The sequence below is a fragment of the Actinosynnema sp. CA-299493 genome (assembly GCF_050946825.1).
Taxonomy (GTDB): Bacteria; Actinomycetota; Actinomycetes; order Mycobacteriales; family Pseudonocardiaceae; genus Actinosynnema.
On sequence record NZ_CP191993.1, the window covers coordinates 1,930,450 to 1,957,168 of the forward strand.

Genomic DNA, 26,719 nt, shown 5'->3' on the forward strand with positions numbered 1-26,719 from the left:
CGTGGTCGCCCGTCTCCGCGCGCCGGGTGGCGAGGTTGCTCTGGATGATCAGGGTGTCCCGGTGGTCGGGGCCCAGGCTGCGGGTGGCGTCCGGACCAAGCGCTCGTACTCGGCGGTGGCGTCGGCGTGACGTCCTGCCCTCCCGCTCCAGAAGGCGATCTCGTGGCGGGCGTGGAGGCTGTCGACGTGGTCGGGCCCGAAGTGGTGCTCCGCCCGTCGAGCCAGGTCGCGGAAGTGGTCCACGGCGTCGACCATCAAGCCCGCCTCGCCGAGCGACCTCCCGGCGTGGAAGAGGACCGCGTGTGCCCTGGGGGTCCAGAGCGCCGGTGTCGTGTGGGTGTGCAGGGCAGTGGCGGAGGACCGCAGCGCCGCGGCCAGCGAGCTGTCGGTCTGGTGCGGTGGCCAGGCCAGCAGGAGCGCGTCCGCCGCGAGGTGGGCCAGGGGAGTGAGCCGCTCCGGCTCGATGGTGTCGCGGACCGCGCGTTGCAGCAGCGCGTGCGCCTGGATCGCGTTGGCGTCGAGCGTGATGAGGCTCAGCCGGTGCAGGCATCCCTCCCGGGTCTGCCGGTTCCAGCACCCGGCGCGCCGCCGCGACCAGCTCGGCGTCGGCCCCGGCGTCCGCGGCCGTCAGAGCGGCCTTCAACTCCGCCGGGTCGGTCGGCTCCGCCGCCCCCCACCCCGGCGCAACGCGCGCCGTGTCAGCGACTTCAGGCCCTGGTACGCGTCCTTCACGGCGGTCGAGGCGGTGTCCGTCACGCCCGCCGCCGCACCGGCGGCCGGCGCCGCCACCACCAGGTCGACCGACTCGATCACCACGCACCAACTCCCGCCCGCGTCCGTCACCACCAGTATCGGTGAGACCACGGGCGGCGCGTCCGCGGAAAATGAGGGGGGCGGGGATCCTCTCGGATCCCCGCCCCGGACGGCTAGGGTGCTACGAGCCCCATGCCGGGACTCGTGGTGTTCAGCCCTGCTGCAGCTCGGCAGCGAGTTCACGCAGCTTGGTGCTGTGCTCACGGGCGTGGTGCCCGCAGAACAGCAACTCGCCCCCGGAGGGGAGCACGGCGCGAACCTGGGCAGCAGCCCCGCAGCGGTCGCAGCGGTCGGCAGCGGTCAACGCGGGGCGGGTGAGCGTCGTGGTCATGGAAATCTCCCTCCGTCCCGGCACCGGGGATCGGTGCCCTCACACCTAGCTGCGACCACTTCGCATCTGGCGGGTGCGCCGTGTTCGCTGCCTTCACTCTTGCAGACGTTCGGGCGTAAGTCAGTGTTCCCCTGACCGTGGCGACCCGCGTCACTCCTGATTTACCCAGCGGCCGGGTGGCCGGAACCTGTCGGTTTCGCCGCTTCGATCCGCCCGTGCTCACGTTCCGCTGTCGTGGCAACGGTTTTCCGACCTGCGAATACGGCGTTCGACGCACCCTTGATGCTCCAGAAGGGCGGTCTGCGGGAGTCACCGGTGTGACGGGTAACACTTTGGTCAGCCCAGAGCGAACACGGCCTCGCGTTCCACGATCCGGACATGATCCGTCCGGTTCTCCGTCACGTTCACGGGTCGTTCAGTCACCCGTTCAGGGACCGCGCGAGCCGCCCGGCCGGCCGTTCAGATCCGCACGCGCCGCCGACGGCGTCCGATCAGGTGGAGAAGTGCGCAAAAACCAGGGCCTCCCGACCGAACGGTCGGGAGGCCCTGGCTCAGGTGATCTTCAGCCTGGGGATCAGTCCAGGTAGTCGCGCAGCACCTGCGACCGCGACGGGTGCCGGAGCTTCGACATCGTCTTCGACTCGATCTGCCGGATCCGCTCGCGCGTCACGCCGTAGACCTGGCCGATCTCGTCCAGCGTGCGCGGCTGGCCGTCGGTGAGGCCGAACCGCAGCCGCACCACACCCGCCTCGCGCTCGGACAACGTCGCCAGCACCGACTGCAGCTGGTCCTGCAGCAGCGTGAACGACACCGCGTCCACCGCCACCACGGCCTCGGAGTCCTCGATGAAGTCACCGAGCTGGCTGTCGCCCTCGTCGCCGATCGTCTGGTCGAGCGAAATGGGCTCCCGGGCGTACTGCTGGATCTCCAGCACCTTCTCCGGGGTGATGTCCATTTCCTTGGCCAACTCCTCCGGGGTGGGCTCGCGGCCCAGGTCCTGGAGCAGTTCGCGCTGGATGCGACCCAGCTTGTTGATGACCTCGACCATGTGCACCGGGATGCGGATGGTGCGGGCCTGGTCGGCCATCGCGCGGGTGATCGCCTGGCGGATCCACCACGTCGCGTACGTGGAGAACTTGTAGCCCTTGGTGTAGTCGAACTTCTCCACCGCGCGGATCAGGCCGAGGTTGCCCTCCTGGATCAGGTCCAGGAACGCCATGCCACGTCCGGTGTAGCGCTTGGCCAGCGACACCACGAGTCGGAGGTTCGCCTCCAGCAGGTGGTTCTTGGCCCGCTCGCCGTCCCGCACGATCCACCGCAGGTCACGGCGCATCTGCGGGGTCAGCTTCTCCTGCTCGTCCTCGGCGCGGCGCACCCGCTCGGCGGCGTAGAGGCCGGCCTCGATGCGCTTGGCGAGTTCGACCTCCTCCTCCGCGTTGAGCAGGGCGACCTTGCCGATCTGCTTGAGGTAGGCGCGGACCGAGTCGGCCGAGGCGGTGAGCTCGGCGTCCTTGCGGGCCTGCCGCAGGGCCTCCGACTCCTCCTCGTCCCAGACGAAGTCGCCCTCGCCGGGCTTGGCCTCCTCCTCGGCGGGCTCCTCCTCGACCGGCTCGTCGATCAGCTCGACCTCGTCGACCAGGTCTTCGGCGTCCGGGGCGCCTTCCAGGTCTTCGGGGTCCTCGCCGTCCTTCTTCACCTTGCCGGGCGCGGCAGTGGCGGCCTTGGCGGCCGTCTTGCGCGGCGCCCGCGTGGCCGTCTTCCCCGCCGCGGCGGTCTTCGCCACCGGCTTCTTCGCCGGGGCCTTCCTCGCCGAGGGGGCCTTGGGCGTCTCCTCGGCGTCAGCCTGAGCTGCCTGAGTAGTCTTCGCGGCTGCCACGTACGCCCTTTCGCGACTGTCGATCAAGGTCGACCGAAGGGCGCGAACCTCGGTCGCCTGAGTACGGGGGATCCCCCGCCGGATCGTTCGTCAGCGGGGCACCGTTCCATTGTAACGACGAGAATCGCGTGTCGTTGCCCCCCGGCGTCATCCGGGGTGGTCCGACACGCGTTCTCGCAGGTGGAACGCTGCGGAATTCAGTGCCGGAGACCTTGGGCCGCGGCCACGGCCGCGCCGACGATGCCCGCGTCGTTCTTCAGCGCGGCGGCCACCACCTCGGTGCGCACCTCGAGCAGCGGCAGCCACTTCTCCGCCTTCTTGCTGACACCGCCGCCGGCGATGACCAGGTCCGGCCAGATCAGGTCCTCCAGCACGTTGACGTACCGGGACACGCGGGGCGCCCACTCGGCCCACGTCAGGCCCTTGTCCTCCTTCACCGAGGCGGCGGCGCGCTTCTCCGCGTCGTGGCCGTCGACCTCGAGGTGGCCGAACTCGGTGTTGGGCACGAGCTTGCCGTCCAGGAACAGGGCGCTGCCGATGCCCGTGCCGAACGTCAGCAGGACCACCAAGCCGTCCCGGTCGACGCCGGAGCCGAACCGCATCTCGGCGATGCCGGCGGCGTCGGCGTCGTTAAGGACGACCACCTGGTCGGTCGGCCGGCCGAGGCGCTGCGCGAACAGCGCGGCGGCGTCCGTGCCGATCCACGCCTTGTCGACGTTCGCGGCGGAGTGCGCGACGCCGTGCTTCATCACGCACGGCAGGGTGACGCCGACGGGACCGTCCCAGTTGAACTTCTCGACGATCTCGGCGACGACGTCGGCGACCGCGTCCGGGGTCGACGGCTGGGGCGTGGTGATGCGCAGGCGCTCACCGTCCAGCGCCCCCGCTTCGAGGTCCACGAGCCCGCCCTTGATGCCGGAACCGCCGATGTCCACGCCGAACCCGCGGGTCATGCCCATCCCCGTGGCCCTTCCTACTCGATTCAGTAACCGTGGCCGCAGACATTAGCCTGCAGTTCTCCGATAGTCCCGTGAGAGTGACGCAGGAGGAACAGTTGCGTTTCGATCCGCGCTCATTGGTCGAAGTCGCCGTGCTCGTGGCCCGCGAAGCGGGCGAGCTGGTCGTGACCACCCGCGATGCCGCCGTGACCGATGTCGACACCAAGAGCAGCGCCACCGACGTGGTGACCGCGGCCGACCGCGCGGCCGAGCAGTTGGTCCGCGGGAGGCTCGCCGAGCTGCGGCCCGGTGAGCCCGTGATCGGGGAGGAGGAGGGCGGCAGCGCCGCCGTCGAGGGCCTGACCTGGGTCGTCGACCCGATCGACGGCACCGTGAACTACCTCTACGGCATCCCCCACTACGCCGTGTCCGTGGCCGCCCAGGTCGACGGCGAGTCCGTGGCCGGCGCGGTGGTCGAGCCCGTCAGCGGTCGGGTGTGGACGGCGGCGCGGGGCGGTGGGGCGTGGCTGGACGGTCGGCGGCTCCGGGTCTCCGACGCCACCCGATTGGATCTGTCCCTCCTGGGTTACGGCTTCGCCTACCGGGCGGAGCGGCGGCAGCGGCAGGCGGATGCGTGGGCCGGTCTGGCGACCAGGGTGCGGGACATGCGGCGGGCGGGCGCGGCGTCGCTGGACCTGTGCGCCGTGGCGGCGGGCAGGCTGGACGCCTACGCCGAGCACACCCTGGGCCGGTGGGACTGGGCGGCGGGGGCGCTGCTGGCGGCCGAGGCGGGTGCCGTTGTCCACCTTCCGGGTGAATTGCCGGAACTGGGCGCGGACGCCACCTTCGCCGCCGCGCCGGGCATCGCGGACGCCCTGATCACCGCCCTGGTGGAGTGCGGTTTCGGCAACGTCTGACCCGCCCGCCCACGTCTCGGGGGTCTCCGGCCGGGGGACCCCCGAGACGGTCAGCAGGCGGTGTCGCGGGCGCCCTTGAGGTTGTCGGCGTTCAGCGACAGCGGCGTGGAGCCCTCGGCGGCCTGGCCACCCTGCTGCTCGGGCTGCTGCATCGCCCACTGCGCGAGCTGGTCGAGCACCTTGCGGGCGTCGCTGTTCGGCTTCACCTCGCTGAACTTCTGCCCGATCGCCACGTCCACCGTCGCGTCCTGGCGCTCGTCGCGCACCAGTTCCAGGCAGGGCTCGACCAGGCTCAACGTCCGCGCCGCGCCCGCACCGGGCGCGCCGAACCGGATCTGGCCGCGGCAGTCCATGTCCTGCGCCGGGTACACCGGGTCGTTGCCCGGCTCGGCCGCCTGCTTCATGCCCAGGTCTTCCAGGGTGGTCGCCACGAACCGCGCCTGGTTGCGCTGCGTGCTCGCGTTGAACACCCGGAACTGCACGCCGCCGACCGGCACCGGGTCGGTCCGGTCCAGGGCGTCGTGCGCGAGCACCGTCCCCATCGGCGGCGCGGGCTCGGCCGCGGCGGCGGCCGGCGCCCCCGACGGCGGCGCGGACACGCCACCGGGTGAATTGCACTTGATCGCCGCGTCCACGTCGCCCGCATCCGCCAGCACGCGGTTCCACACCACGACGGCGGTCACGGCGAGCACCAGGAACAGGATGAGCGCCGGCAACGGCCGTCGCTTCCGGTAGCGCGACGACCCGCTGCTCCCCGTACCGGGTCGTACCACGTCCGTCGACCTCCCCTGGCGCAGTGCTGACAGTGATCAGGCTATGCCGCCCCCCGCCGGCCCGCGCCTCGGGCGGGTGTGTAGCGGGGTGCGATCACCCGGTCGCGGACGGTCAACGCCCTGGTCTGGTGGCGGAGCACGGCAGGACCGGGTGGGTGGTGCCCGGTCAAGCCTATCTGGCCAGCGTGTGAAGGGCCTGTCACCCGTCTGCTCAATTAGGGGGAACCCGCTGCGCGACCCCCCGATCGATGAGCTACCCTCTCGGCGCTCCGCGCACCGCCGGACACCTGGAAGCGTCGATGAACAGGGGGTTGGCGCCCGGCCGCGCGAGCGAGACCTCCGTCACTGGGGACGGAGGGCACAAAAAGGGGCGCTGGTGCGTTAACCAGCGACACGAACAGTCTCCGTTGACCGCAGGGGTGAAAGAAGTATGGCGACCGACTACGACGCACCGCGTCGCAGCGAGGCGGACGAACTCGCTGAGGACTCCCTCGAGGAGCTGAAGGCGCGGCGCAATGAAACGCAGTCCGGGGTCGTCGACATCGACGAGGACGCGACCGCCGAGAACTTCGAGCTGCCGGGCGCCGACCTGTCCGGTGAGGAGCTCACGTTCAAGGTCCTGCCGAAGCAGGCGGACGAGTTCACGTGCTCGAAGTGCTTCCTGGTGCACCACCGCAGCAGGCTGGCCGAGGAAGTCAACGGCCAGTACATCTGCCGCGACTGCGCCTGAGGCACGTCCACCGGGCACGAACCCGCACGACCCGCACCACCGCACGACCGGGCTCCACCGAACGACCGGCACCACCGGGCACCGCCGACCGAACCAGCACCGCCGCACGACCGGCACGGCACAGCACCACCGCACGACCGGCACCGAGGCACGACCGAACACGCTCCTACGACCAGACCTGGGCGCTCACCCCCACCGCCGGGGTGGCGCCCAGTCCCCGTTGCCCATCCGGCTCACCGGTCGCGCAGCAGGGCCGCCAGCTCCTCCGCCTTGCGCACGCTGAACAGCCAGTACGGCGTCGGGTCCGCCGGGTCGCGCAGCTCGACCCGCACCATGGGCCCGACCCAACCCCGGTGGGTGACGAACGCCATCGGGTCCAGGTTCGGCCCCATCGCCTTCCGCTTGTCCTTCGAGTCGAACACCTCGACCTCGCCGAGCAGCTCCAGCGGCACGTGCGCCGACGCGACCCGCAGCTCGCCGCCGGACACCTCGACCTTCGCCGAACCCATCCGCACGATCAGCAGCACCGCCAGCGGCACCGTGATCACGTACGGCAGCCACGACCGCACGCCGGGGAACCCCATGTGGATCTCGGCGGCCAGCAGCACGGCCGCGGCCAGCGGCAGCGGCCAGCCCCACCAGGGCACGTACAACCGCTCGCGGAACGCGATCGGGGCGGTCACAGCAGTCTCGCTCACGCCACCAGGGTAGTCTCGCGCGCCGTGCCCAGCGTCGAGGTCCTGTTGTCCCGGCTCGATCCCGCCGTGCCGCCCCCGGCCTACGCCCGACCGGGTGATGCCGGCGCCGACCTGGTGACCACCACCGACGTGGTGATCGAACCGGGGGAGCGCGCGGTGGTGGGCACCGGTGTCGCGATCGCGCTGCCGGAGGGGTACGCGGGGTTCGTGCACCCGCGCTCCGGCCTGGCCGCGCGCGTCGGCCTGAGCGTGGTCAACACCCCGGGCACGATCGACGCGGGTTACCGGGGCGAGATCAAGGTGTGCCTGGTGAACCACGACCTGCGTGAGCCCGTAGTGCTGACGCGCGGTGACCGGATCGCCCAGCTGGTGGTGCAGAAGGTGGAGCACGCGGTGTTCCGCGAAGTCGACGAGCTGCCCGACTCCGCTCGGGGCGCGGGCGGCTACGGCTCTACAGGCGGGCACGACGTGCTCGCCCGGACGGAGGGGTGAAGGCGATGTTCGGAAAGCGCCGCAAGCGCGGTAGGCACTCCGCGAACCGGGGGACGGCGCAACCCGAGGTCGAGCTCGACGGCGGCGAGGAGGCGGAGGAGGGGCCGTTCGACTCGACGCAGGCCCCGGACGACGGCCTGAGCCGGCTGGACCTCGGCTCGATCCGGCTGCCCGTGCCCGAGGGCGTGCAGCTGCAGGTGGAGATGGACCCGGCGGGCGCGGTGCGCGCGGTGCACCTGCTCACGACCGTCGGCCAGCTCACCGTGAGCGCGTTCGCCGCGCCGAAGAACGACCGGCTGTGGCCGGACGTCAGCGGCGAGATGATCGCCCAGTTCAAGAGTGACGGCTTCCGGATCCTGCGGGAGAACGGCGAGTGGGGCGAGGAGATCACCGCCCGCAACAACGAGGTGCACCTGCGGGTGGTCGGCGTGGACGGGCCGCGGTGGATGCTGCGGGGCATCGCGGCGGCGCCGACGGAGGAGCAGAGCGCCAAGGCGACCGACGCCCTCTACGCGTTGATGCGGGACACGGTCGTGGTGCGCGGCGAGCAGGCGATGCCGGTGCGCACGCCGTTGCCGATCGAGCTGCCCGAGGCCATCGCCCGGCACATCCAGGCCCAGCAGCAGGACTAGACCGCCGCCGGCACGGAGCGGTAGGCGTCGAGCGCGGCGCGGCCCAGGGACTCCCGGTCCGCGCCCAGCGCCGCCAACGTCGTCGTGCGCAGAGCGGCACGGGGGAGTGCCCCGACCCACGTTCGGGCTATCTCCAACGGGTGAATTGGGTCGTCGGTGCAGGCCGCGACCCCCACCGGCGCGGTGAGGCCGTTCAGCTCGGCCACCGTGGGCGCCGCCTCGCCGGCCGCCTCCCTCAGCGCGTCCGCGAGCCGTGACCCGTACCGGGGCCAGGCCCGCCGCAGCTCGTCGCCGAGCCACCCGTCGACGCCGGTCAGCGCGGCCTCGACGCCCACCGACTCCACCGCCGAGGCGCTGGCCCGCGCCGCCGACGCCGCCGGCGCGCCATCCGCCGCGCCGTGCCAGGCGGGCAGCGCCAGCAGCAGGCCCGCGCACCGCCCTGGGTGCCGCACCGCCCACGCCGCCGCCACGTGCGCGCCCAGCGACACACCGCCGACGACCAGCGGCGTACCGTCCCAGGCGGCGTCCAACGCCGCCACGTGCTCCCGGACGCCCCGGGAGGCGGGCGCGACCAGCTCCAACCCGGCCTCGGCGAGGGGGCGGGCGAACACCGCGGAGACGAACACCTCGTCGGACGCGGTGCCCGGCAGCAGAACGGCACGTGACGACTTCATGACGGCAGATCCTCCCCCAGTCGGATACCCGGTCGGGTGCACCCGGTTACGCTGGCTGTCGGACGGGCTTCGTCGTCGAGGCCCCGCGCATTCCAGGAGTCGGGGATGACTGGTACTGGGGGTGGCTACTGGCGCCGCCTCGTGCGTCGGCTGACCACCGACGTCAGCGAGTTGGACGCCGACGACCTGTCTCGAAAAGCCGTGGCCGTCGGGGCCATCCGAGCGTGCGACTGCGAGTCCGGACAAGAGGTGACCGTGCTGGGCAGGTTGCGCAGCGTCGAGCTGTGCCCGCGTGACGCGGCGGCCACGTTGGAGGCGGAGTTGTACGACGGCACCGAGGGCGTGACGCTGGTCTGGCTGGGCAGGCGCCGGATCGCGGGCATCGAGCCCGGTCGCACCATCAAGGCCAGAGGCCGGATCGCCGTGCGCGACGGGCGCAAGGTGCTCTACAACCCCTACTACGAGTTGCAGAACGCTTCATGACACAAGTGAACGAGTCCGAGAAGCAGCCCACCCTCCTGGAACAGATGGGCGGCGTGAGCGGCCTGCTGTTCTCCTCGTTGCCCGTCGTGGTGTTCGTGCTGGTCAACGCGTTCGCCGGGCTCATGCCCGCGATCTGGAGCGCGCTGGCGTTCTCGGTCGTGATCGGCATCGTGCTGGCCATGCGCAAGGGTTCCGTGCAGCCGGCCGTCTCGGCGGTGTTCGGCGTCGGCATCGCCGCGTTCATCGCCTACCGGACCGGCGACGCCAAGGGCTTCTTCCTGTTCGGCATCTGGCAGAGCCTCGTCTACGGCGGCGGGTTCGTCCTGTCGATCCTGGTCAGGTGGCCTCTCGCGGGCGTGATCTGGTCGTTCCTCAACGGCCAGGGCCAGACGTGGCGCAAGGACAAGGCGAGCGTCCGGGACTACGACATCGCCACCCTCGTGTGGGCGCTGGTGTTCATCGCGCGGTTCGTGGTGCAGCGGTGGCTGTACGACGAGGCGTCGGTGGGCTGGCTGGCGGCGGCGCGCCTGGCCATGGGCTACCCGCTGATGGCGGTGGCGCTGGTCGCCACGGTCTGGGCGGTGCGCCGTTCGGACAAGCGCCTGAAGGCCACCCTCGCCCGCGAGGAGGAGGAGAACCGGGAAGCCGAGGACCGCCTCCGCGCCCGGTCCGAGGCCAAGGGCAAGCCGAACATCTACGACAAGATGCTCGACACCGCGACCGACCAGGTCCGGCCCGACACCGCCGACGAGGCGCAGCACGCCCCGACCCCTCGTCCGGCGCCGGCCCGAGCCGAGGACCGCTAGCTCGACCGACCCACGCCCACAGGCCCGCCGCCCACCGGCGAGTCGGTGGGCGGCGGGCTGGTCGGCCGCAGCACGTCAGGCTGCTCCGGGCAGTGACCGAGCCGACCACGACTGCCGTCGTCGGCACCGACCGCCGGGGCCACGTCAGGCGCAGTCATCCGTGCCGTTCGCGATGGACCGCCGCCCGCACGGCACGCGATCCAGGCAGATCAAAACCGAAAGTTCGGCCAGTGGGATCGTTCAGAACCCCGCAGTGCGATCGGCTGCCGTTGCTCCGGCTCCGCACACGGTTTGCCAGGCGTCGACACGTCGCGTGCGGTCAGTACACGACTCGCCATCTCGCTCCGACACCTCCTGCTTCCTCGCTATTACCGCACGCGGCGCCGGAACCGCCGGAGGCGGCGTACCTCCAGGGCCCGTACTGGATGTAGTACGAAGTGGGGCCCGTGTAGCAGATGAGTGCGGCTTGGAACTGGTCGGGGTACGTGCCGGCGCAGAACACAGTGACGCTGTTGCCCCCGGAGCCCCACGTCGCCTTGCACTCGCCTTGAACGGCCTGCGCGGTCGACGGCAGGGCGATCGCACAGGCGATGGCGCCGGCGGCTGCGATGGCGGTGGCTGTTTTTCTCATGGTCCTCGTTCCCGGGTTGTGGATGTTTCCTGGTCCGGGGCAGCGTGTCGCGGTCGGTGAGCGGGGGCCATGCCTTTGCAGTGGGCCGCAAAGATCGTCTCGAGAGGAGGCGCGGAATCCCGTCACGCGCGGCCGAGGAGCCTCGTGCCGGTGTCGGTGAGGGAGTGGCGGATCGTCGCTCCGTGCCGCCAGGAGGAGATCAGTCCCGCCTCCCGCAGCACGGCGGTGTGGCGGCTGGCCGAGGCGATCGAGGTCGTGGTCCGGCGGGCGAGTTCGCTGGTGGTGCGGCTGGATCCGACGGCGCGCAGCACGGCGGCGCGGGTGGGGCCGAGCAGGGAGGCGAGTGGGTCTCCGGACCGCTGGTCGGGCAGGCGGTGCTCGGCGGCGATCGGGTAGACGAGGGTCGGGGGCAGGTCCGGGTCGGCGAGGGAGATCGGTGTTCCCTGGCAGAAGTAGGAGGGGATCAGGCGCAGGCCGCGACCGTCGAGGTGGATGTGCCGGTCGAGGGGGTAGTCGACTTCGAGGACGGGGGCTCGCCAGCGGAGCAGCGGGGTCAGGCTGTCGAACAGGCCGGTGAGGCCGCCGGTGAGGACGGCGTGGGCGCGTTGGGCGAGGTCGGCGTCGACCGCGGCCTGGATCGTGTCGGCCTCGGGCCGGATGACGGCTTCGTGGTAGGAGCGCCAGGTGTCGACGAGTCGGTGGAGCACGTTCGAGGAAGGCTTGGCGAGGTCCCGGGTCCAAGGGGGTAGTGGGTGGTGGGTTCCCAACCGGTGCACCTCGTGGGTCAGCCTGTCGACGTCGACCGACCGCACGGCTTCGAGTCCGTCGTCCAGGCCGAGAGCTCCCTGTCCGGGGGTGAGGAAGTCGGGGAAGTAGGCGCCTCTGGGTGCGAGGACTCCCAGCACCCGGGTCCCGGGGCGCATCGCCGTCATCCGTGCCGGGTCGGCGCGCAGGCGGTGGACCCACGGTCTGAGCAGGGTCGTTTCCAGGCGGTTGAGCTGGAACCAACTGAGCACGATCTCCCACAGCGGGTCCACGGCCGGCGCCACGTTCGTGCGCGTCAGGTCCGCCGGCGTGAAGTGAATCCTCAACACGCGTCCCCCTCGAATGATATGAAATCACCTGCGGCGTTTGCATTTCGGCAAGGCGTTCACGAGGCGCGTCACGGGACGGCCTGTACTGGAAAGCGCCCCGAGTGGTGGCCTGTCTCACTCGATGAATTGCGACCGTAGCAGTGCGGTGTCGGCCACGCTGTGGGTCGTTCGTGGGGCGATCGAATGCCGTAGGGGAGTCCACCGAACGCCTGTCAGCCCTGCGTAACGGGTCGCCGGCGCTCGACTCCGCACGCGCGGGAGTTCGACCGCTCCAAGCGGGAATTCACTTCGATGTGGAATCGCCGATTGACCGAACTCGGCTCGGGAAGAGCTTTGGAATGCCGAATTCGGACCAGTCGACGACGTGTCGACGTGCGGCTCGCCGCTGCCACTCGGACAACGAACTACCCGGACACGACTGCCGGCGGACCTGCGCGAAGCGCCGGCAGTCTCGAACGACCGGTCAGTAGCCCAGGGCCGAGCGGATCTCCTGTTCGACGTCCGCGGCGGCCACGAACAGCAGTTCGTCCCCGCCCTCCAGCGTGTCGTCCGGCGTCGGCACGATGACCCGGCCGCCGCGCAGGATCGTCACCAGCGCGGCGTCCCGGGGCAGCGCCAGGCCGTTCACCGGCGAACCGGCCAACGGCGTGTCACCCGGGAGCGTGATCTCCACCAGGTTGGCCTGACCCTGGCGCAACGTCATCAGCCGCACCACGTCCCCGACCGTCACCGCCTCCTCCACCAGCGCGGACAGGATGCGCGGCGTCGACACGGCCACGTCCACCCCCCACGACTCGGTGAACAGCCACTCGTTCGCCGGGTCGTTCACCCGCGCCACCACGCGCCGCACCGCGAACTCGGTCTTCGCCAGCAGCGACACCACCAGGTTGACCTTGTCGTCGCCGGTCGCCGCGATCACCACGTCGCACAGCTGCATGCCGGCGTCCTCCAGCGACGACAGCTCGCAGGCGTCGGCCTGCACCCACTCGGCCTGCTCCACGGTGTGCGGCTCGAACTGGGTCCGGTCACGCTCGATCAGCATCACCTGGTGCCCGTCGGACACCAGCTCGGCCGCGATGGAACGACCCACCGCGCCGGCACCCGCAATCGCGATGCGCACTCAGCTCTCCTCGGGCGCGTGGACCGCAGCCGCGGCCACGTCGGTCACGGTGCCGGACAGGGCGGCCACGTACACCTGGTCGTCCTCCTGCAACACGGTCTTCGAGTCGGGCAGCACGCCCGTCCCGAACCGCATCACGAACGCCACCCGGCACCCGGTCGCCTCCTCCAGGTCGCGCACGGTGTGCCCGACCCAGTCCTCGTGCAGCTCCAGCGGCAGCACGGCCACCGTGCCCGACGGGTCGCGCCACGCCGTCGCCGTGCCCTCGGGCAGCAGCATCCGCAGGAACCGGTCGGTCGACCACGGCACGGTCGCCACGGTCGGGATGCCCAGCCGCTCGTACACCGCGGCGCGCTTCTCGTCGTAGATCCGGGCGACCACCGCCTCCACCCCGAACGTCTCCCGCGCCACCCGCGCCGAGATGATGTTGGAGTTGTCACCGCTGGACACGGCCGCGAACGCGCCCGCCCGCTCGATACCGGCCCCGATCAGCACCTTCTGGTCGAAACCGTTGCCGACGACCTGCTGGCCGTGGAAGTCCGAGCCGAGTCTGCGGAAGGACTGGGCGTCCTTGTCGATCACCGATACCTGGTGGTCGAGCCGCTCCAGCGCCTTGGCCAGGGACGAGCCCACCCGGCCGCAGCCCATGATCACCACGTGCACGAAAGCCTCCTGAACGACGCTTACGGAGAACCTACCCACGATTACTCCGACCAGGGGACCTGACCCCTTACGCTTTCGACCCGTGTCCAAGCTCGCAACCGCGGCCAAGCGCCTCCTCGTCGGCAGGCCCTTCCGCAGCGATCGCCTAGCCCACACCCTGTTGCCCAAGCGCATCGCCCTGCCCGTGTTCGCCTCGGACGCGATGTCGAGCGTCGCCTACGCGCCCGAGGAGATCTTCCTCGTGCTCTCGGTGGCGGGGCTGTCGGCCTACGCGCTGGCGCCGTGGGTCGGCGTGGCCGTGGTCGTCGTGATGCTGACGGTGGTCGCGAGCTACCGGCAGAACGTGCACGCCTACCCGTCCGGCGGCGGCGACTACGAGGTCGCCACGGTCAACCTCGGCCGCCGGGCCGGCCTCACCGTGGCGAGCGCCCTGCTCGTCGACTACATCCTCACGGTCGCCGTCTCGATCTCGTCGGCGGCGGCGAACATCGGCTCGGCCATCCCGTTCGTGGCCACCCACAAGGTCGCGTTCGCGGTCGTCGCGATCGTCCTGCTCACCGCCGTCAACCTGCGCGGCATCCGCGAGTCGGGCAGCGCGTTCGCCATCCCGACCTACGCCTTCATGGCCGGCATCCTGTTCATGATCGGCTACGGCGCGTTCCGCGGCTTCGTCCTGGGCGAGGAGATGCGCGCCGAGAGCGCCGGGCTGGAGCTGCGGGCCGAGGACGACCACCTGGTGGGCCTGGCGTTCCTGTTCCTCGTGCTGCGCGCCTTCTCGTCCGGCAGCGCGGCGCTGACGGGCGTCGAGGCGATCAGCAACGGCGTGCCGGCGTTCCGCAAGCCGAAGTCGCGCAACGCGGCGACCACGCTGCTGGCGATGGGCCTGATCGCGGTCACGATGCTGATGGGCCTGATCGTGCTGGCCCAGCTCACGGGCGTGAAGATGGCCGAGAACCCGGCCCACCAGCTCGCCAACGCGCCGGAGGGCTACGAGCAGAAGACGATGGTCGCCCAGATCGCCCACGCGGTGTTCGAGGGCTTCCCGTTCGGGTTCTTCTTCATCACCGTGGTCACCGCCCTGATCCTGGTGCTGGCGGCGAACACCGCGTTCAACGGCTTCCCGGTGCTCGGCTCGATCCTCGCCCAGGACCGCTACCTGCCCCGCCAGCTGCACACCCGCGGCGACCGGCTCGCGTTCAGCAACGGCATCGTCTTCCTCGCGGGCGGGGCGGTCGTGCTGGTCATCGCGTTCGACGCCGAGGTGACCAAGCTCATCCAGCTCTACATCGTCGGCGTGTTCGTGTCGTTCACGATGAGCCAGACCGGCATGGTCCGGCACTGGAACCGGCTGCTCAAGACCGAGACCGACCAGGTCGCCCGCCGCCGGATGCGCCGGTCGCAGTCGATCAACGCGTTCGGCCTGGCGCTCACGGCCTCGGTGCTGGTGGTCGTGCTGATCACGAAGTTCACCAAGGGCGCGTGGATCGCCATCGCCGCGATGGCCGCCCTCTACGCCCTGATGACGGCGATCCGCCGGCACTACGACCGGGTGGCCGAGGAACTGCGCCAGCAGGAGCGGCAGAAGCTGCTGCCCGCCCGCAACCACGCCATGGTGCTGGTCTCCAAGCTGCACATGCCGACCCTGCGGGCCCTGGCGTACGCCAAGGCGACCCGGCCGGACATGCTGGAGGCGGTCACCGTCAACGTGGACGACGGCGACACCCGCCGCCTGGTGCGGGAATGGGAGAAGGAGAACTTCAAGGTGCCGCTCAAGGTGATCGAGTCGCCCTACCGCGAGATCACCAAACCGGTCCTCGACTACGTCAAGCGGGTCCGCACGGACAACCCGCGCGACGTGGTCACGGTGTTCATCCCGGAGTACGTGGTCGGCCACTGGTGGGAGCAGTTCCTGCACAACCAGAGCGCGCTGCGGCTCAAGGGCAGGCTGCTGTTCCAGCCGGGCGTGATGGTGACGAGCGTGCCGTGGCAGTTGGCCTCATCCTCCAAGGTGACCGACAAGGACGACGTGGTCGCGCCCGGCGCGATCCGACGCGGCCTGGACAAGCGCGGGCGAGAGAAGGACGGCAAGTGACGGCGACCTGGAAGCAGCGGCTGATCGAGGTCGAGGTCGGCGCGGTCGCCCACGGCGGGCACTGCGTGGCCCGGCACGAGGGCCGCGTCGTGTTCGTCCGGCACGCGCTGCCCGGCGAACGGGTGGTCGTGCGGATCACGGAGGACACCGGCGGCTCGTTCTGCCGCGGCGACGCCGTCGAGGTGCTGGAGGCGTCACCGGACCGCGTGCCCGCCCCGTGCCCGTTCGCCGGTCCCGGCCTCTGCGGCGGCTGCGACTGGCAGCACGCGTCGTGGCAGGCCCAGCGCGAGCTGAAGGCCGCCGTGGTCGGCGAGCAGCTGCACCGGCTGGCCAAGCTCGACTGGGAGGTCGTCGTCGAGGACCTGCCCGGCGGCCCGGAGGACTGGCGCACCCGGATGCGCATGGCCGTCGGCCCGGACGGCCGCCCCGGCTTCCGCGCCCACCGCAGCCACGAGGTCATCCCCGTGGACCACTGCGTGATCGCCGTCCCGGACGCCCTGGACGACGTGGTCGACCGCACGTGGCCGCCCAGGTCCGAGCTGGTCGTCGCCCGTGACGCGGGTGGCCGGACGCACGTCACCGAGATCGGCCCGCCCATCATCCGCCGGGGCCGCCCGGTCCCCGGCCCTTCCCGCCTGCGCCAGGGCAGCGGCACGGCCACCGAGCTGGCCGCCGGCCGCACGTGGAACCTCCGCTCGGACGGCTTCTGGCAGGTCCACCCGGCCGCCGCGGACACCTTCGCCAAGGTCGTCGGCGACTGGGCCGACTGCCGCCCCGGCGACCGCGCCTGGGACCTCTACGGCGGCGTCGGCCTGTTCGCCTCCGTCCTGGCCGAGCAGGTCGGCCCCACCGGCTCCGTCGCCGTGGTCGAGTCGTCCTACGGCGCCGTCTCCGACGGCCGGACCAACCTCTCCGACCAGCCGCAGATCAGCTGGCACGCGGGCCGCACCGAGACCGTGCTCGAATCACCCGAGTTCACCGACCTGCCCCCCGACGTCGTCGTCCTCGACCCGCCGCGCAAGGGCGCGGGCAAGGTCGTGGTGACCGCGATCGCGCGCAGCCGCCCCGCCCGTGTGGTTTACGTCGCGTGCGACCCGGCCGCCCTGGCCCGCGACATCGCCGCCTTCGCCCAGCACGGCTACGAGTTGGCCCAGCTCAGGGCCTTCGACGCGTTCCCGATGACCCACCACGTCGAATGCGTCGCCCTGCTGAGGCCCGCTCGCTGACAGGCGTCTCAGTCCGTGGTCCGTAGACTGACCGGACGAGTCGGGACCCGAACCACAGGGCGAGGTGGAGCGAGTGACGCTGCTGGAATCCGTGCACGGACCGGCGGATCTGAAACGGCTGGGACCTGACGAGCTGGTCACGCTCGCCGGTGAGATCCGGCGTTTCCTGGTCGACAAGGTCTCCCGGACCGGCGGGCACCTCGGTCCCAACCTGGGTGTCGTCGAGCTGACCATGGCCGTGCACCGGGTCTTCGACTCACCGCACGACTCCGTGGTCTTCGACACCGGCCACCAGAGCTACGTGCACAAGATCCTCACCGGCCGCCGCGACGGCTTCGACACGCTCCGCCAGAAGGGTGGGATGTCCGGCTACCCCTCCCGGGCCGAGAGCGAGCACGACGTCGAGGAGAACAGCCACGCCTCGACCGCCCTGTCCTACGCCGACGGCCTGGCCAAGGCCTACCAGCTCGGCGGCCAGCGGCGGCACGTCGTCGCGGTCGTCGGCGACGGCGCCCTGACCGGCGGCATGTGCTGGGAGGCGTTGAACAACATCGCCTCCGGCACCGACCGACCCGTCGTCATCGTGGTCAACGACAACGGCCGCTCCTACTCGCCCACCATCGGCGGCCTGGCGGACCACCTCTCGTCGCTGCGCCTGCAACCCGGCTACGAACGCGCCCTGGAACGCGGCAAGACCGCCCTGCAGGGCACCCCGTTCGTCGGCAAGCCCGTCTACGCCGCCCTGCACGCGGCCAAGCGCGGCATCAAGGACGCCCTCAGCCCACAGGCCATGTTCGAGGACCTCGGCCTCAAGTACATCGGTCCCGTCGACGGCCACGACCACGCCGTGCTCGAATCGGCGCTGCGCCGAGCCAAGTCCTTCGGCGGACCCGTGATCGTGCACACCGTCACCCGCAAGGGCAACGGCTTCGCGCCCGCCGAGAACCACGAGGCCGACCAGATGCACGCCACCGGCGTCATCGACCCCATCACCGGCGAGAGCATCGGCCCGTCCAAGCGCACCTGGACCCACGTCTTCGCCGACGAGCTCGCGACCCTGGGCGGCGAACGACCCGACCTCGTCGCCATCACCGCCGCCATGCGCGGCCCGACAGGCCTGGACAAGTTCGCCGGCCTCTACCCGGACCGCTGCTTCGACGTCGGCATCGCCGAACAGCACGCCATGACCTCCGCCGCCGGCCTCGCCATGGGCGGCATGCACCCGGTCGTCGCCATCTACGCCACCTTCCTCAACCGGGCGTTCGACCAGCTCCTGATGGACGTGGCCATGCACAAGCAGGGCGTCACGGTCGTCCTCGACCGGGCGGGCATCACCGGCCCCGACGGCGCCTCCCACCACGGCATGTGGGACCTGTCCATCTGCGGCCTCATCCCCGGCATCCACGTGGCCGCCCCCCGCGACGCCGCCTCGCTCCGCGAAGAGCTCCGCGAAGCCGTCCGCATCTCCGACGCGCCCTCCGTCGTCCGCTACCCGAAGGCCTCGGTGGGCCCCGACCTGCCCGCCCTGGAACGCGTCGGCACCGTCGACGTCCTGCACCGCTCCGGCTCCGACGTCCTCCTGGTCACCGTGGGCGCGTTCGGCGAACTCGGCCTGGCCGCCGCCCAACGCCTCGCCGACCAGGGCATCGGCGTCACCGTCGTCGACCCCCGCTGGGTCTTCCCCGTCCCGGACGACCTGGTTGCCCTGGCCGCCACCCACCGCCTCGTCGTCACCGTCGAGGACAACGGCCGGCACGGCGGCTTCGGCTGGGCCCTGGCCGCCGCGCTGCGCGACGCCTCCGTCGACACCCCGCTCCGCGACCTGGGCATCCCCCAGACCTTCCAGGAGCACGGCGACCGCGGCGAAGTCCTCTCCGACATCGGCCTGACCGCCCAGGACGTCTCCCGCCGCATCACCGAGTGGGTCGTCGCCGCCGAGCCCGCGGAAATGGACGCGACGGTCGAGAAGTAGCCCGGTCACCCCCTCCCGGTCAGCGGTGCCGCACCCGAGTCCCGCGATCACCGCCGGGCGAACCTTTCAGATAGGCGGGCCGCGACACCCGAGCCGCGACCCCGGTCCACCACGGGGCGTCGGGCCCTGCGAGCCCCGTGCTCCCGCCCACCGCCCCACGACCGGGGTCGCGGTCCCGCGCGCCGCAGGAGAAGGCCCGGTGAAGCACACACTCATGCCATGAGAACGCGGTGTGGTCTTCCGCCCCGGCAAGCCGGCCGAGGTCCTCACCCCCGGCCCCCACCCCACGCCTTCCCTTCCCGCAGAAGGGCTTCGTGTCATCCCGCCGACCTGGCTCCGCCCTACCGCGCGTGTCAAGGGGGCTGGTGAAGGTTTGCCCGCGGCGTCGACTGGGGGCTGCCCCCTTGATACGTGTGGTAGCCCGTAGGGAGGTCGGTGGGATGACGCGAAACCCGACCCACAACGGACCCGGCACAGAACCACCCACCAGGGCGTCATCCTGCTGATCTGCCCGTCCGGCGAGGACGCTTTTGATCTTTCCCAGCACCTCGTCAGCACCCTCAACAGCACCCCCACCGCCTGACGCTAAGCACCTTCTCAGGGATGTGTGGCACCTTTGTGGGGTGCGGATCCTGGTAGTCGAGGACGAGGTGCCGCTGGCCGACGCGATCGCGCGTGGCCTGCGGCGCGAAGGTATGGCGGTCGACGTCGCCTACGACGGTGAGACCGGCCATGAGAAGTCGACCGTGACCCGGTACGACGTGGTCGTGCTCGACCGCGATCTACCCGGCATGTCCGGCGACGAGTTGTGCAAGGAGATCCTCAGCTCAGGAGCCCTCACCAGGGTCATGATGCTCACCGCGAGCGCCGGCGTCGACGACCGCGTCGCGGGCCTGTCCCTCGGCGCCGACGACTACCTGGCCAAACCGTTCGCGTTCCCCGAGCTGGTCGCCCGCGTCCGCGCCCTCGCCCGCCGCGCCACCCCCGCCACCCCTCCGCTGCTCACCGCCCGTGACGTCGAGCTCGACCCGGCCCGCCGCACGGTGCGCCGCGCCGGCCAGCCCGTCGAGCTGACCCGCAAGGAGTTCGGCGTGCTGGAGGTGCTGCTGGCCGCCAAGGGCTCCGTGGTCTCCAGCGAAGAGCTGCTGGAACGCGTGTGGGACGAGAACGCCGACCCGTTCACCACGACCGTCCGCGTCACCGTGATGACGCTGCGCAAGAAGCTCGGCGAACCGGGCATCATCGACACGGTGGTCGGCTCGGGCTACCGCGTGCCCACGGCAGGTTCCACTGAACTCTGAGCTGGTCCGCAGGCGCGGACCGGGGCTGCGGACGCGGCTCACCCTCCTCGCGACCGGACTGGTCGCGTTCGTGAGCGGGCTCCTGCTCCTGCTCGGCTGGCTGCTCGTCGGCCGGGTCATCGCCTCGTCGCCCCGCTTCGCCGAGGGCAGCACCGTCATCGTGGACGGCCGCGAGGTCCAGGCCGACGCGCTGATGGACCTGCTCGGCGAACAGGCACGGGACGACGTGCTGCGATCCGGCTCGATCGCCTTCCTCTGCGTGGTCGCCGCGGCGGCACTGCTCGCGTGGACCATCACCGGCCGCGTGCTCCAGCCCGTGCACGACGTGACCGACGCGGCCCGTCGGCTCTCCGCCGAGTCCCTCGGTGAGCGGCTGCGCCTGGACGGTCCCCGGGACGAGGTCGCCGAGCTGGCCGACACGTTCGACGAGATGCTCGACCGGCTCCAGGCGGCGTTCGAGTCGCAACGGCGGTTCGTCGCCAACGCCTCCCACGAGCTGCGCACTCCTCTCGCCGTCATCCGGACCGAACTCGACGTCACGCTCGCCGACCCGGACGCCGACGACGCGGAGCTGCGCCGCATGGCGGGCGTGGTGCGCGCCGCGACGGAACGGGCCGAGCAGCTGGTCAGCGCCTTGTTGCTGCTCGCGCGCACGGACGGGCTCGGGCTGGCGGTGCGTGAGCCGGTGGACCTCAACGCCGTGGTCGAGTCCGCGTGGCGAGCCGTGCGGGGGGAGGCGGAGGAGCGCCAGCTGCGGGTGTCGTTCGTGACGGCCCCCGCGCCCGCCGTGGGCGACCCGGCGTTGCTGGAGCGGATCGCGGGGAACCTGCTGGAGAACGCCGTGCGGCACAACCTGCCCGGTGGCTGGATCGAGGTGCGCACCGAAGGCGGGCCCGAGTGGACGTTGCTGAGGGTGTCGTCCTCGGGGCCCGCCATCGTCCCGGACCGGGTGGAGGAGCTGTTCGAGCCGTTCCGCCGGGGTGGCACCGACCGGACCGCGCGCACCGGCACCGGGCTCGGGCTGTCCATCGTGCGGGCCGCCGTCGCAGCTCACGAGGGTCAGGCGCACGCCACGGCGGTGCCCGGTGGAGGGCTGTCGGTGGCCGTGCACCTGCCGTCCACGCCGCACGGGAAACTCGTCTGAGTGGTCCCGATCACACGTGATCCGGTTTGAGGGTCTCCGCAGGGGGTACTACCTGCACAGACAGGCCTCCAGACCCCCGATTTGTCTCCACGTTGGGCGGGGTGTAACTTTCTCTCTGCCAGCGCGGAACGGGCCGGAGAGAGACCGGAACGGAGCGCGGCGGACATCAAGCCCCAGATCGAGTCGCTGCACAGCGATGAGTGACGGTGAGCGCGTGTTCTTTGAGAACTCAACAGCGTGCCGAATAGCCAGTAAATTTATGAACCTCGTCAAGAGGTTTCCTTTGAGATTGTTACTGGACAACTGACATTATTGTCAGTGTTGTTCGGAGCGATCAAACATTCCTTATTGGAGAGTTTGATCCTGGCTCAGGACGAACGCTGGCGGCGTGCTTAACACATGCAAGTCGAGCGGTAAGGCCCTTCGGGGTACACGAGCGGCGAACGGGTGAGTAACACGTGGGTAACCTGCCCTGTACTCTGGGATAAGCCTGGGAAACTAGGTCTAATACCGGATATGACTCCACTAGGCATCTTGTGGGGTGGAAAGTTCCGGCGGTACAGGATGGACCCGCGGCCTATCAGCTTGTTGGTGGGGTAATGGCCTACCAAGGCGACGACGGGTAGCCGGCCTGAGAGGGTGACCGGCCACACTGGGACTGAGACACGGCCCAGACTCCTACGGGAGGCAGCAGTGGGGAATATTGCACAATGGGCGAAAGCCTGATGCAGCGACGCCGCGTGAGGGATGACGGCCTTCGGGTTGTAAACCTCTTTCAGCGGGGACGAAGGGCAACTGACGGTACCCGCAGAAGAAGCACCGGCTAACTACGTGCCAGCAGCCGCGGTAATACGTAGGGTGCGAGCGTTGTCCGGAATTATTGGGCGTAAAGAGCTCGTAGGCGGTTTGTTGCGTCGGCTGTGAAAACTTCACGCTTAACGTGGAGCCTGCAGTCGATACGGGCAGACTTGAGTTCGGCAGGGGAGACTGGAATTCCTGGTGTAGCGGTGAAATGCGCAGATATCAGGAGGAACACCGGTGGCGAAGGCGGGTCTCTGGGCCGATACTGACGCTGAGGAGCGAAAGCGTGGGGAGCGAACAGGATTAGATACCCTGGTAGTCCACGCCGTAAACGGTGGGTGCTAGGTGTGGGGGACTTCCACGTCCTCCGTGCCGCAGCTAACGCATTAAGCACCCCGCCTGGGGAGTACGGCCGCAAGGCTAAAACTCAAAGGAATTGACGGGGGCCCGCACAAGCGGCGGAGCATGTGGATTAATTCGATGCAACGCGAAGAACCTTACCTGGGCTTGACATGCACCGGAAACCTGCAGAGATGTAGGCCTCTTCGGACTGGTGTACAGGTGGTGCATGGCTGTCGTCAGCTCGTGTCGTGAGATGTTGGGTTAAGTCCCGCAACGAGCGCAACCCTCGTTCCATGTTGCCAGCGCGTAATGGCGGGGACTCATGGGAGACTGCCGGGGTCAACTCGGAGGAAGGTGGGGATGACGTCAAGTCATCATGCCCCTTATGTCCAGGGCTTCACACATGCTACAATGGCCGGTACAGAGGGCTGCTAAGCCGTGAGGTGGAGCGAATCCCACAAAGCCGGTCTCAGTTCGGATCGGGGTCTGCAACTCGACCCCGTGAAGTCGGAGTCGCTAGTAATCGCAGATCAGCAACGCTGCGGTGAATACGTTCCCGGGCCTTGTACACACCGCCCGTCACGTCACGAAAGTCGGTAACACCCGAAGCCCGTGGCCCAACCAGCTTGCTGGGGGGAGCGGTCGAAGGTGGGACTGGCGATTGGGACGAAGTCGTAACAAGGTAGCCGTACCGGAAGGTGCGGCTGGATCACCTCCTTTCTAAGGAGCATTCCTCACCGGTCTTCTTCGGAGGGCCTGTGGAGAGCCATGCCGGCGGCGAATGATCGTCGGATGGTTGCTCAATGATGTGGATGCTGGCTATATGCAGAACCTGGGATTGTCCGGAGAGTTAGTACTGTCCGTGAGGGCGTGGAAGGGTCTCCTGAGGGTTCGAGTCTTCTGTTCGGCACGCTGTTGGGTCCTGAGGGAACACGTGAGTGTCTCTTTCAGCGAGAAACGACAGGACGGTCTCCGTCCGCGAACCGCCGGGTTTCCGGTAGGCGTGGGCATAGTGGGATGGTGTCTGGTTGTTCTTTGAGAACTGCACAGTGGATGCGAGCATCTTTGTGGCAAGTTATTAAGGGCACACGGTGGATGCCTTGGCACCAGGAGCCGATGAAGGACGTAGGAGACTGCGAAAAGCCTTGGGGAGCTGTCAACCGAGCTGAGATCCAAGGGTATCCGAATGGGGAAACCCGGCCCCAGTCATGTGGGGTCACCCACGCCTGAACACATAGGGCGTGTGGAGGGAACGCGGGGAAGTGAAACATCTCAGTACCCGCAGGAAGAGAAAACAACCGTGATTCCGTGAGTAGTGGCGAGCGAAAGCGGAAGAGGCTAAACCGTATTCGTGTGATACCCGGCAGGGGTTGCGTGTACGGGGTCGTGGGACTTACTGGCCAGTTCTGCCGGATTGGCAAGGAGTCATAAAATGTCGTGGTTAGCGGAACGCGTCTGGAAAGCGTGGCCGTAGAGGGTGAGAGTCCCGTACGTGAAAACCCGACATCTCCTAGTGATGTTCCCAAGTAGCAGCGTACTCGTGAAATTCGCTGTGAATCTGGCGGGACCACCCGCTAAGCCTGAATACTACCTGGTGACCGATAGCGGACTAGTACCGTGAGGGAAAGGTGAAAAGTACCCCGGGAGGGGAGTGAAATAGTACCTGAAACCGTGTGCCTACAATCCGTCGGAGCCTTTAGGGGTGACGGCGTGCCTTTTGAAGAATGAGCCTGCGAGTTAGTGCTGCGTGGCGAGGTTAACCCGTGTGGGGTAGCCGTAGCGAAAGCGAGTCCGAATAGGGCGATTGAGTCGCGTGGTCTAGACCCGAAGCGGAGTGATCTAGCCATGGCCAGGGTGAAGCGTGGGTAAGACTACGTGGAGGCCCGAACCCACCAGGGTTGAAAACCTGGGGGATGAGCTGTGGTTAGGGGTGAAAGGCCAATCAAACTCCGTGATAGCTGGTTCTCCCCGAAATGCATTTAGGTGCAGCGTCGTGTGTTTCGTGCCGGAGGTAGAGCACTGGATGGTCTAGGGGGCCCACAAGCTTACCGAAATCAACCAAACTCCGAATGCCGGTACGTGAGAGCGCGGCAGTGAGACTGCGGGGGATAAGCTTCGTAGTCGAGAGGGAAACAGCCCAGAACGCCGGCTAAGGCCCCTAAGTGTGTGCTAAGTGGGAAAGGATGTGGGGTCGCCCAGACAACCAGGAGGTTGGCTTAGAAGCAGCCACCCTTTAAAGAGTGCGTAATAGCTCACTGGTCAAGTGGTCCTGCGCCGACAATGTAGCGGGGCTCAAGCACACCGCCGAAGCCGTGTCATTTCAGTGTCATGCTGGGATGGGTAGGGGAGCGTCGTTCAGCCATTGAAGCGCCGGAGTGATCCAGGTGTGGAGGCTGGACGAGTGAGAATGCAGGCATGAGTAGCGAAAGACGAGTGAGAAACTCGTCCGCCGGATGACCAAGGGTTCCTGGGCCAGGCTAATCCGCCCAGGGTAAGTCGGGACCTAAGGCGAGGCCGACAGGCGTAGTCGATGGACAACGGGTTGATATTCCCGTACCCGTGTGAACGCGCCCATGGCGAACCTTGTGATACTAACCGCCCAAAGCCTGTCCTGGGTCTTCGGATCTGGGACTACGTGGAGCGCGGGACCTGAACTTGTAGTAGTCAAGCGATGGGGTGACGCAGGAGGGTAGCTCCGCCAGTGAGTGGTAGTACTGGTGTAAGCGTGTAGGCCGTAGCATAGGCAAATCCGTGCTGCATACAGGCTGAGACGTGATGCATAGCCGATTGAGGCGAAGTAGAGTGATCCCATGCTGCCGAGAAAAGCCTCTAGTGAGTGTTCATGCGGCCCGTACCCCAAACCGACACAGGTGGTCAGGTAGAGAATACCGAGGCGATCGGGCGAACTGTGGTTAAGGAACTCGGCAAAATGCCCCCGTAACTTCGGGAGAAGGGGGGCCGAGGGATTTGAAGCCCCTTGCGGGCTAGGATTTTTCGGCCGCAGAGACCAGCGAGAAGCGACTGTTTACTAAAAACACAGGTCCGTGCGAAGTCGCAAGACGATGTATACGGACTGACGCCTGCCCGGTGCTGGAACGTTAAGGGGACCGGTTAGTCTTTCGGGGCGAAGCTGAGAACTTAAGCGCCAGTAAACGGCGGTGGTAACTATAACCATCCTAAGGTAGCGAAATTCCTTGTCGGGTAAGTTCCGACCTGCACGAATGGCGTAACGACTTCTCGACTGTCTCAACCACAGGCCCGGCGAAATTGCATTACGAGTAAAGATGCTCGTTACGCGCGGCAGGACGGAAAGACCCCGGGACCTTTACTATAGCTTGGTATTGGTGTTCGGTTCGGCTTGTGTAGGATAGGTGGGAGACTGTGAAGCGCTGACGCCAGTCAGTGTGGAGTCGTCGTTGAAATACCACTCTGGTCGTACTGGATGTCTAACCTCGGTCCGTGATCCGGATCAGGGACAGTGCCTGGTGGGTAGTTTAACTGGGGCGGTTGCCTCCCAAAGGGTAACGGAGGCGCTCAAAGGTTCCCTCAGCCTGGTTGGCAATCAGGTGTCGAGTGCAAGTGCACAAGGGAGCTTGACTGTGAGACCGACAGGTCGAGCAGGGACGAAAGTCGGAACTAGTGATCCGGCCATGGCTTGTGGAAGCGTGGTCGCTCAACGGATAAAAGGTACCCCGGGGATAACAGGCTGATCTTGCCCAAGAGTCCATATCGACGGCATGGTTTGGCACCTCGATGTCGGCTCGTCGCATCCTGGGGCTGGAGTAGGTCCCAAGGGTTGGGCTGTTCGCCCATTAAAGCGGTACGCGAGCTGGGTTTAGAACGTCGTGAGACAGTTCGGTCCCTATCCGCCGCGCGCGTAGGATACTTGCGGAAGGCTGTCCCTAGTACGAGAGGACCGGGACGGACGGACCTCTGGTGTGCCAGTTGTCCTGCCAAGGGCATTGCTGGTTGGCTACGTTCGGAAGGGATAACCGCTGAAAGCATCTAAGCGGGAAGCCTGTTCCTAGATGAGGTATCCCACCCCTTTGTGGGTTAAGGCCCCCAAGAGACCATTGGGTTGATAGGCCGGAGATGGAAGGTCGGTAACGGCTGGAGTTGACCGGTACTAATAGGCCGAGGACTTGTCTCGAAGACGCTACGCATCCACTG

23 protein-coding genes and 2 rRNA genes are annotated in these 26,719 nt (G+C 68.6%); 13 read left to right on the forward strand and 12 right to left on the reverse strand.

Annotation, left to right across the window (positions count from 1 at the left end):
• Window positions 1–48 precede the first annotated feature (48 nt).
• The 5 genes from ACQPYE_RS09415 to ppgK form a co-directional block, all read right to left on the reverse strand.
• The gene (locus ACQPYE_RS09415) at window positions 49–255 is read right to left on the reverse strand and encodes a tetratricopeptide repeat protein (RefSeq protein ID WP_498720626.1); all 207 of its coding nucleotides are present in this window, start codon (window positions 253–255) and stop codon (window positions 49–51) included.
• 384 nt (window positions 256–639) lie between these two features.
• A complete protein-coding gene (locus ACQPYE_RS09420) occupies window positions 640–816 on the reverse strand; it encodes a hypothetical protein (protein WP_498720627.1) in 177 nt (58 codons plus the stop codon).
• Window positions 817–964: 148 nt separating this feature from the next.
• The gene (locus tag ACQPYE_RS09425) at window positions 965–1,144 is read right to left on the reverse strand and encodes a DUF7455 domain-containing protein (protein ID WP_015800348.1); all 180 of its coding nucleotides are present in this window, start codon (window positions 1,142–1,144) and stop codon (window positions 965–967) included.
• Between the two features lie 574 nt (window positions 1,145–1,718).
• Window positions 1,719–3,047: an RNA polymerase sigma factor gene (locus ACQPYE_RS09430; protein ID WP_498720628.1), complete on the reverse strand. Its 1,329-nt coding sequence runs from the start codon at window positions 3,045–3,047 to the stop codon at window positions 1,719–1,721.
• 170 nt (window positions 3,048–3,217) lie between these two features.
• Complete coding sequence (ppgK, locus tag ACQPYE_RS09435) at window positions 3,218–3,979, reverse strand: polyphosphate--glucose phosphotransferase (RefSeq protein WP_498720630.1); 762 nt, start codon at window positions 3,977–3,979, stop codon at window positions 3,218–3,220.
• Window positions 3,980–4,074: 95 nt separating this feature from the next.
• Here ppgK and ACQPYE_RS09440 point away from each other — a divergent pair, with 95 nt between their 5' ends.
• A complete protein-coding gene (locus ACQPYE_RS09440; RefSeq protein WP_498720631.1) occupies window positions 4,075–4,875 on the forward strand; it encodes an inositol monophosphatase family protein in 801 nt (266 codons plus the stop codon).
• A gap of 50 nt (window positions 4,876–4,925) precedes the next feature.
• On the opposite strand, the gene cei is transcribed toward ACQPYE_RS09440, so the two are convergent.
• Entirely contained in the window at window positions 4,926–5,648 is a 723-nt protein-coding gene (gene cei / locus ACQPYE_RS09445) for an envelope integrity protein Cei (protein WP_498720632.1), read from the reverse strand.
• A 430-nt stretch (window positions 5,649–6,078) separates the two neighbouring features.
• Between cei and ACQPYE_RS09450 the strand changes: the two genes are divergently transcribed.
• Window positions 6,079–6,378 (forward strand): DUF4193 domain-containing protein, encoded by a 300-nt coding sequence (locus ACQPYE_RS09450; protein ID WP_053717171.1) that lies wholly within the window; start codon window positions 6,079–6,081, stop codon window positions 6,376–6,378.
• A gap of 233 nt (window positions 6,379–6,611) precedes the next feature.
• Here the strand turns inward: ACQPYE_RS09450 and ACQPYE_RS09455 are convergent, their stop codons facing one another.
• Complete coding sequence (locus ACQPYE_RS09455; protein WP_498720633.1) at window positions 6,612–7,076, reverse strand: DUF3093 domain-containing protein; 465 nt, start codon at window positions 7,074–7,076, stop codon at window positions 6,612–6,614.
• 24 nt (window positions 7,077–7,100) lie between these two features.
• Between ACQPYE_RS09455 and dut the strand changes: the two genes are divergently transcribed.
• Both dut and ACQPYE_RS09465 read left to right on the forward strand, forming a co-directional pair.
• Complete coding sequence (gene dut, locus ACQPYE_RS09460; RefSeq protein ID WP_498720634.1) at window positions 7,101–7,568, forward strand: dUTP diphosphatase; 468 nt, start codon at window positions 7,101–7,103, stop codon at window positions 7,566–7,568.
• Window positions 7,569–7,573: 5 nt separating this feature from the next.
• A complete protein-coding gene (locus ACQPYE_RS09465) occupies window positions 7,574–8,200 on the forward strand; it encodes a DUF3710 domain-containing protein (RefSeq protein WP_498720635.1) in 627 nt (208 codons plus the stop codon).
• On the opposite strand, the gene ACQPYE_RS09470 is transcribed toward ACQPYE_RS09465, so the two are convergent.
• Window positions 8,197–8,874, reverse strand: a complete 678-nt coding sequence (locus tag ACQPYE_RS09470; RefSeq protein ID WP_498720636.1) for an alpha/beta fold hydrolase — start codon at window positions 8,872–8,874, stop codon at window positions 8,197–8,199. The genes ACQPYE_RS09465 and ACQPYE_RS09470 overlap by 4 nt on opposite strands.
• 105 nt (window positions 8,875–8,979) lie before the next feature.
• Between ACQPYE_RS09470 and ACQPYE_RS09475 the strand changes: the two genes are divergently transcribed.
• Window positions 8,980–9,357, forward strand: a complete 378-nt coding sequence (locus ACQPYE_RS09475) for an OB-fold nucleic acid binding domain-containing protein (protein ID WP_498720637.1) — start codon at window positions 8,980–8,982, stop codon at window positions 9,355–9,357.
• Window positions 9,354–10,163 (forward strand): DUF3159 domain-containing protein, encoded by an 810-nt coding sequence (locus ACQPYE_RS09480; RefSeq protein ID WP_498720638.1) that lies wholly within the window; start codon window positions 9,354–9,356, stop codon window positions 10,161–10,163. Before ACQPYE_RS09475 ends, ACQPYE_RS09480 begins: the two co-directional genes overlap by 4 nt.
• Window positions 10,164–10,482: 319 nt before the next feature.
• On the opposite strand, the gene ACQPYE_RS09485 is transcribed toward ACQPYE_RS09480, so the two are convergent.
• From ACQPYE_RS09485 to ACQPYE_RS09500, 4 genes are all read right to left on the reverse strand, one after another.
• Window positions 10,483–10,794: a hypothetical protein gene (locus ACQPYE_RS09485; RefSeq protein ID WP_498720639.1), complete on the reverse strand. Its 312-nt coding sequence runs from the start codon at window positions 10,792–10,794 to the stop codon at window positions 10,483–10,485.
• A 122-nt stretch (window positions 10,795–10,916) separates the two neighbouring features.
• Complete coding sequence (locus tag ACQPYE_RS09490; RefSeq protein ID WP_498720640.1) at window positions 10,917–11,888, reverse strand: ArsR/SmtB family transcription factor; 972 nt, start codon at window positions 11,886–11,888, stop codon at window positions 10,917–10,919.
• 463 nt (window positions 11,889–12,351) lie between these two features.
• A complete protein-coding gene (locus ACQPYE_RS09495) occupies window positions 12,352–13,008 on the reverse strand; it encodes a potassium channel family protein (protein ID WP_498720641.1) in 657 nt (218 codons plus the stop codon).
• Window positions 13,009–13,845, reverse strand: a complete 837-nt coding sequence (locus tag ACQPYE_RS09500; protein WP_498720642.1) for a potassium channel family protein — start codon at window positions 13,843–13,845, stop codon at window positions 13,009–13,011.
• On the opposite strand from ACQPYE_RS09500, the gene ACQPYE_RS09505 reads away from it, so the two are divergent.
• From ACQPYE_RS09505 to ACQPYE_RS09535, 7 genes are all read left to right on the forward strand, one after another.
• Window positions 13,754–15,763: an APC family permease gene (locus ACQPYE_RS09505; RefSeq protein WP_498720644.1), complete on the forward strand. Its 2,010-nt coding sequence runs from the start codon at window positions 13,754–13,756 to the stop codon at window positions 15,761–15,763. The two genes, ACQPYE_RS09500 and ACQPYE_RS09505, sit on opposite strands and share 92 nt — an antisense overlap.
• A complete protein-coding gene (locus ACQPYE_RS09510) occupies window positions 15,760–16,989 on the forward strand; it encodes a class I SAM-dependent RNA methyltransferase (RefSeq protein ID WP_498720645.1) in 1,230 nt (409 codons plus the stop codon). Before ACQPYE_RS09505 ends, ACQPYE_RS09510 begins: the two co-directional genes overlap by 4 nt.
• A 73-nt stretch (window positions 16,990–17,062) precedes the next feature.
• The gene (gene dxs / locus ACQPYE_RS09515) at window positions 17,063–18,961 is read left to right on the forward strand and encodes a 1-deoxy-D-xylulose-5-phosphate synthase (protein WP_498720646.1); all 1,899 of its coding nucleotides are present in this window, start codon (window positions 17,063–17,065) and stop codon (window positions 18,959–18,961) included.
• Between the two features lie 623 nt (window positions 18,962–19,584).
• Window positions 19,585–20,262 (forward strand): response regulator transcription factor, encoded by a 678-nt coding sequence (locus tag ACQPYE_RS09520; RefSeq protein WP_233827145.1) that lies wholly within the window; start codon window positions 19,585–19,587, stop codon window positions 20,260–20,262.
• Window positions 20,252–21,406, forward strand: coding sequence for a sensor histidine kinase (locus ACQPYE_RS09525; RefSeq protein WP_498722869.1), 1,155 nt, complete (start codon window positions 20,252–20,254; stop codon window positions 21,404–21,406). Before ACQPYE_RS09520 ends, ACQPYE_RS09525 begins: the two co-directional genes overlap by 11 nt.
• A gap of 345 nt (window positions 21,407–21,751) precedes the next feature.
• A 16S ribosomal RNA gene (locus ACQPYE_RS09530) occupies window positions 21,752–23,269 on the forward strand.
• A 348-nt stretch (window positions 23,270–23,617) separates the two neighbouring features.
• Window positions 23,618–26,699: ribosomal RNA gene (locus tag ACQPYE_RS09535) — 23S ribosomal RNA — on the forward strand.
• Together the 16S and 23S rRNA genes form the textbook arrangement of a ribosomal RNA operon.
• Window positions 26,700–26,719: the final 20 nt, after the last annotated feature.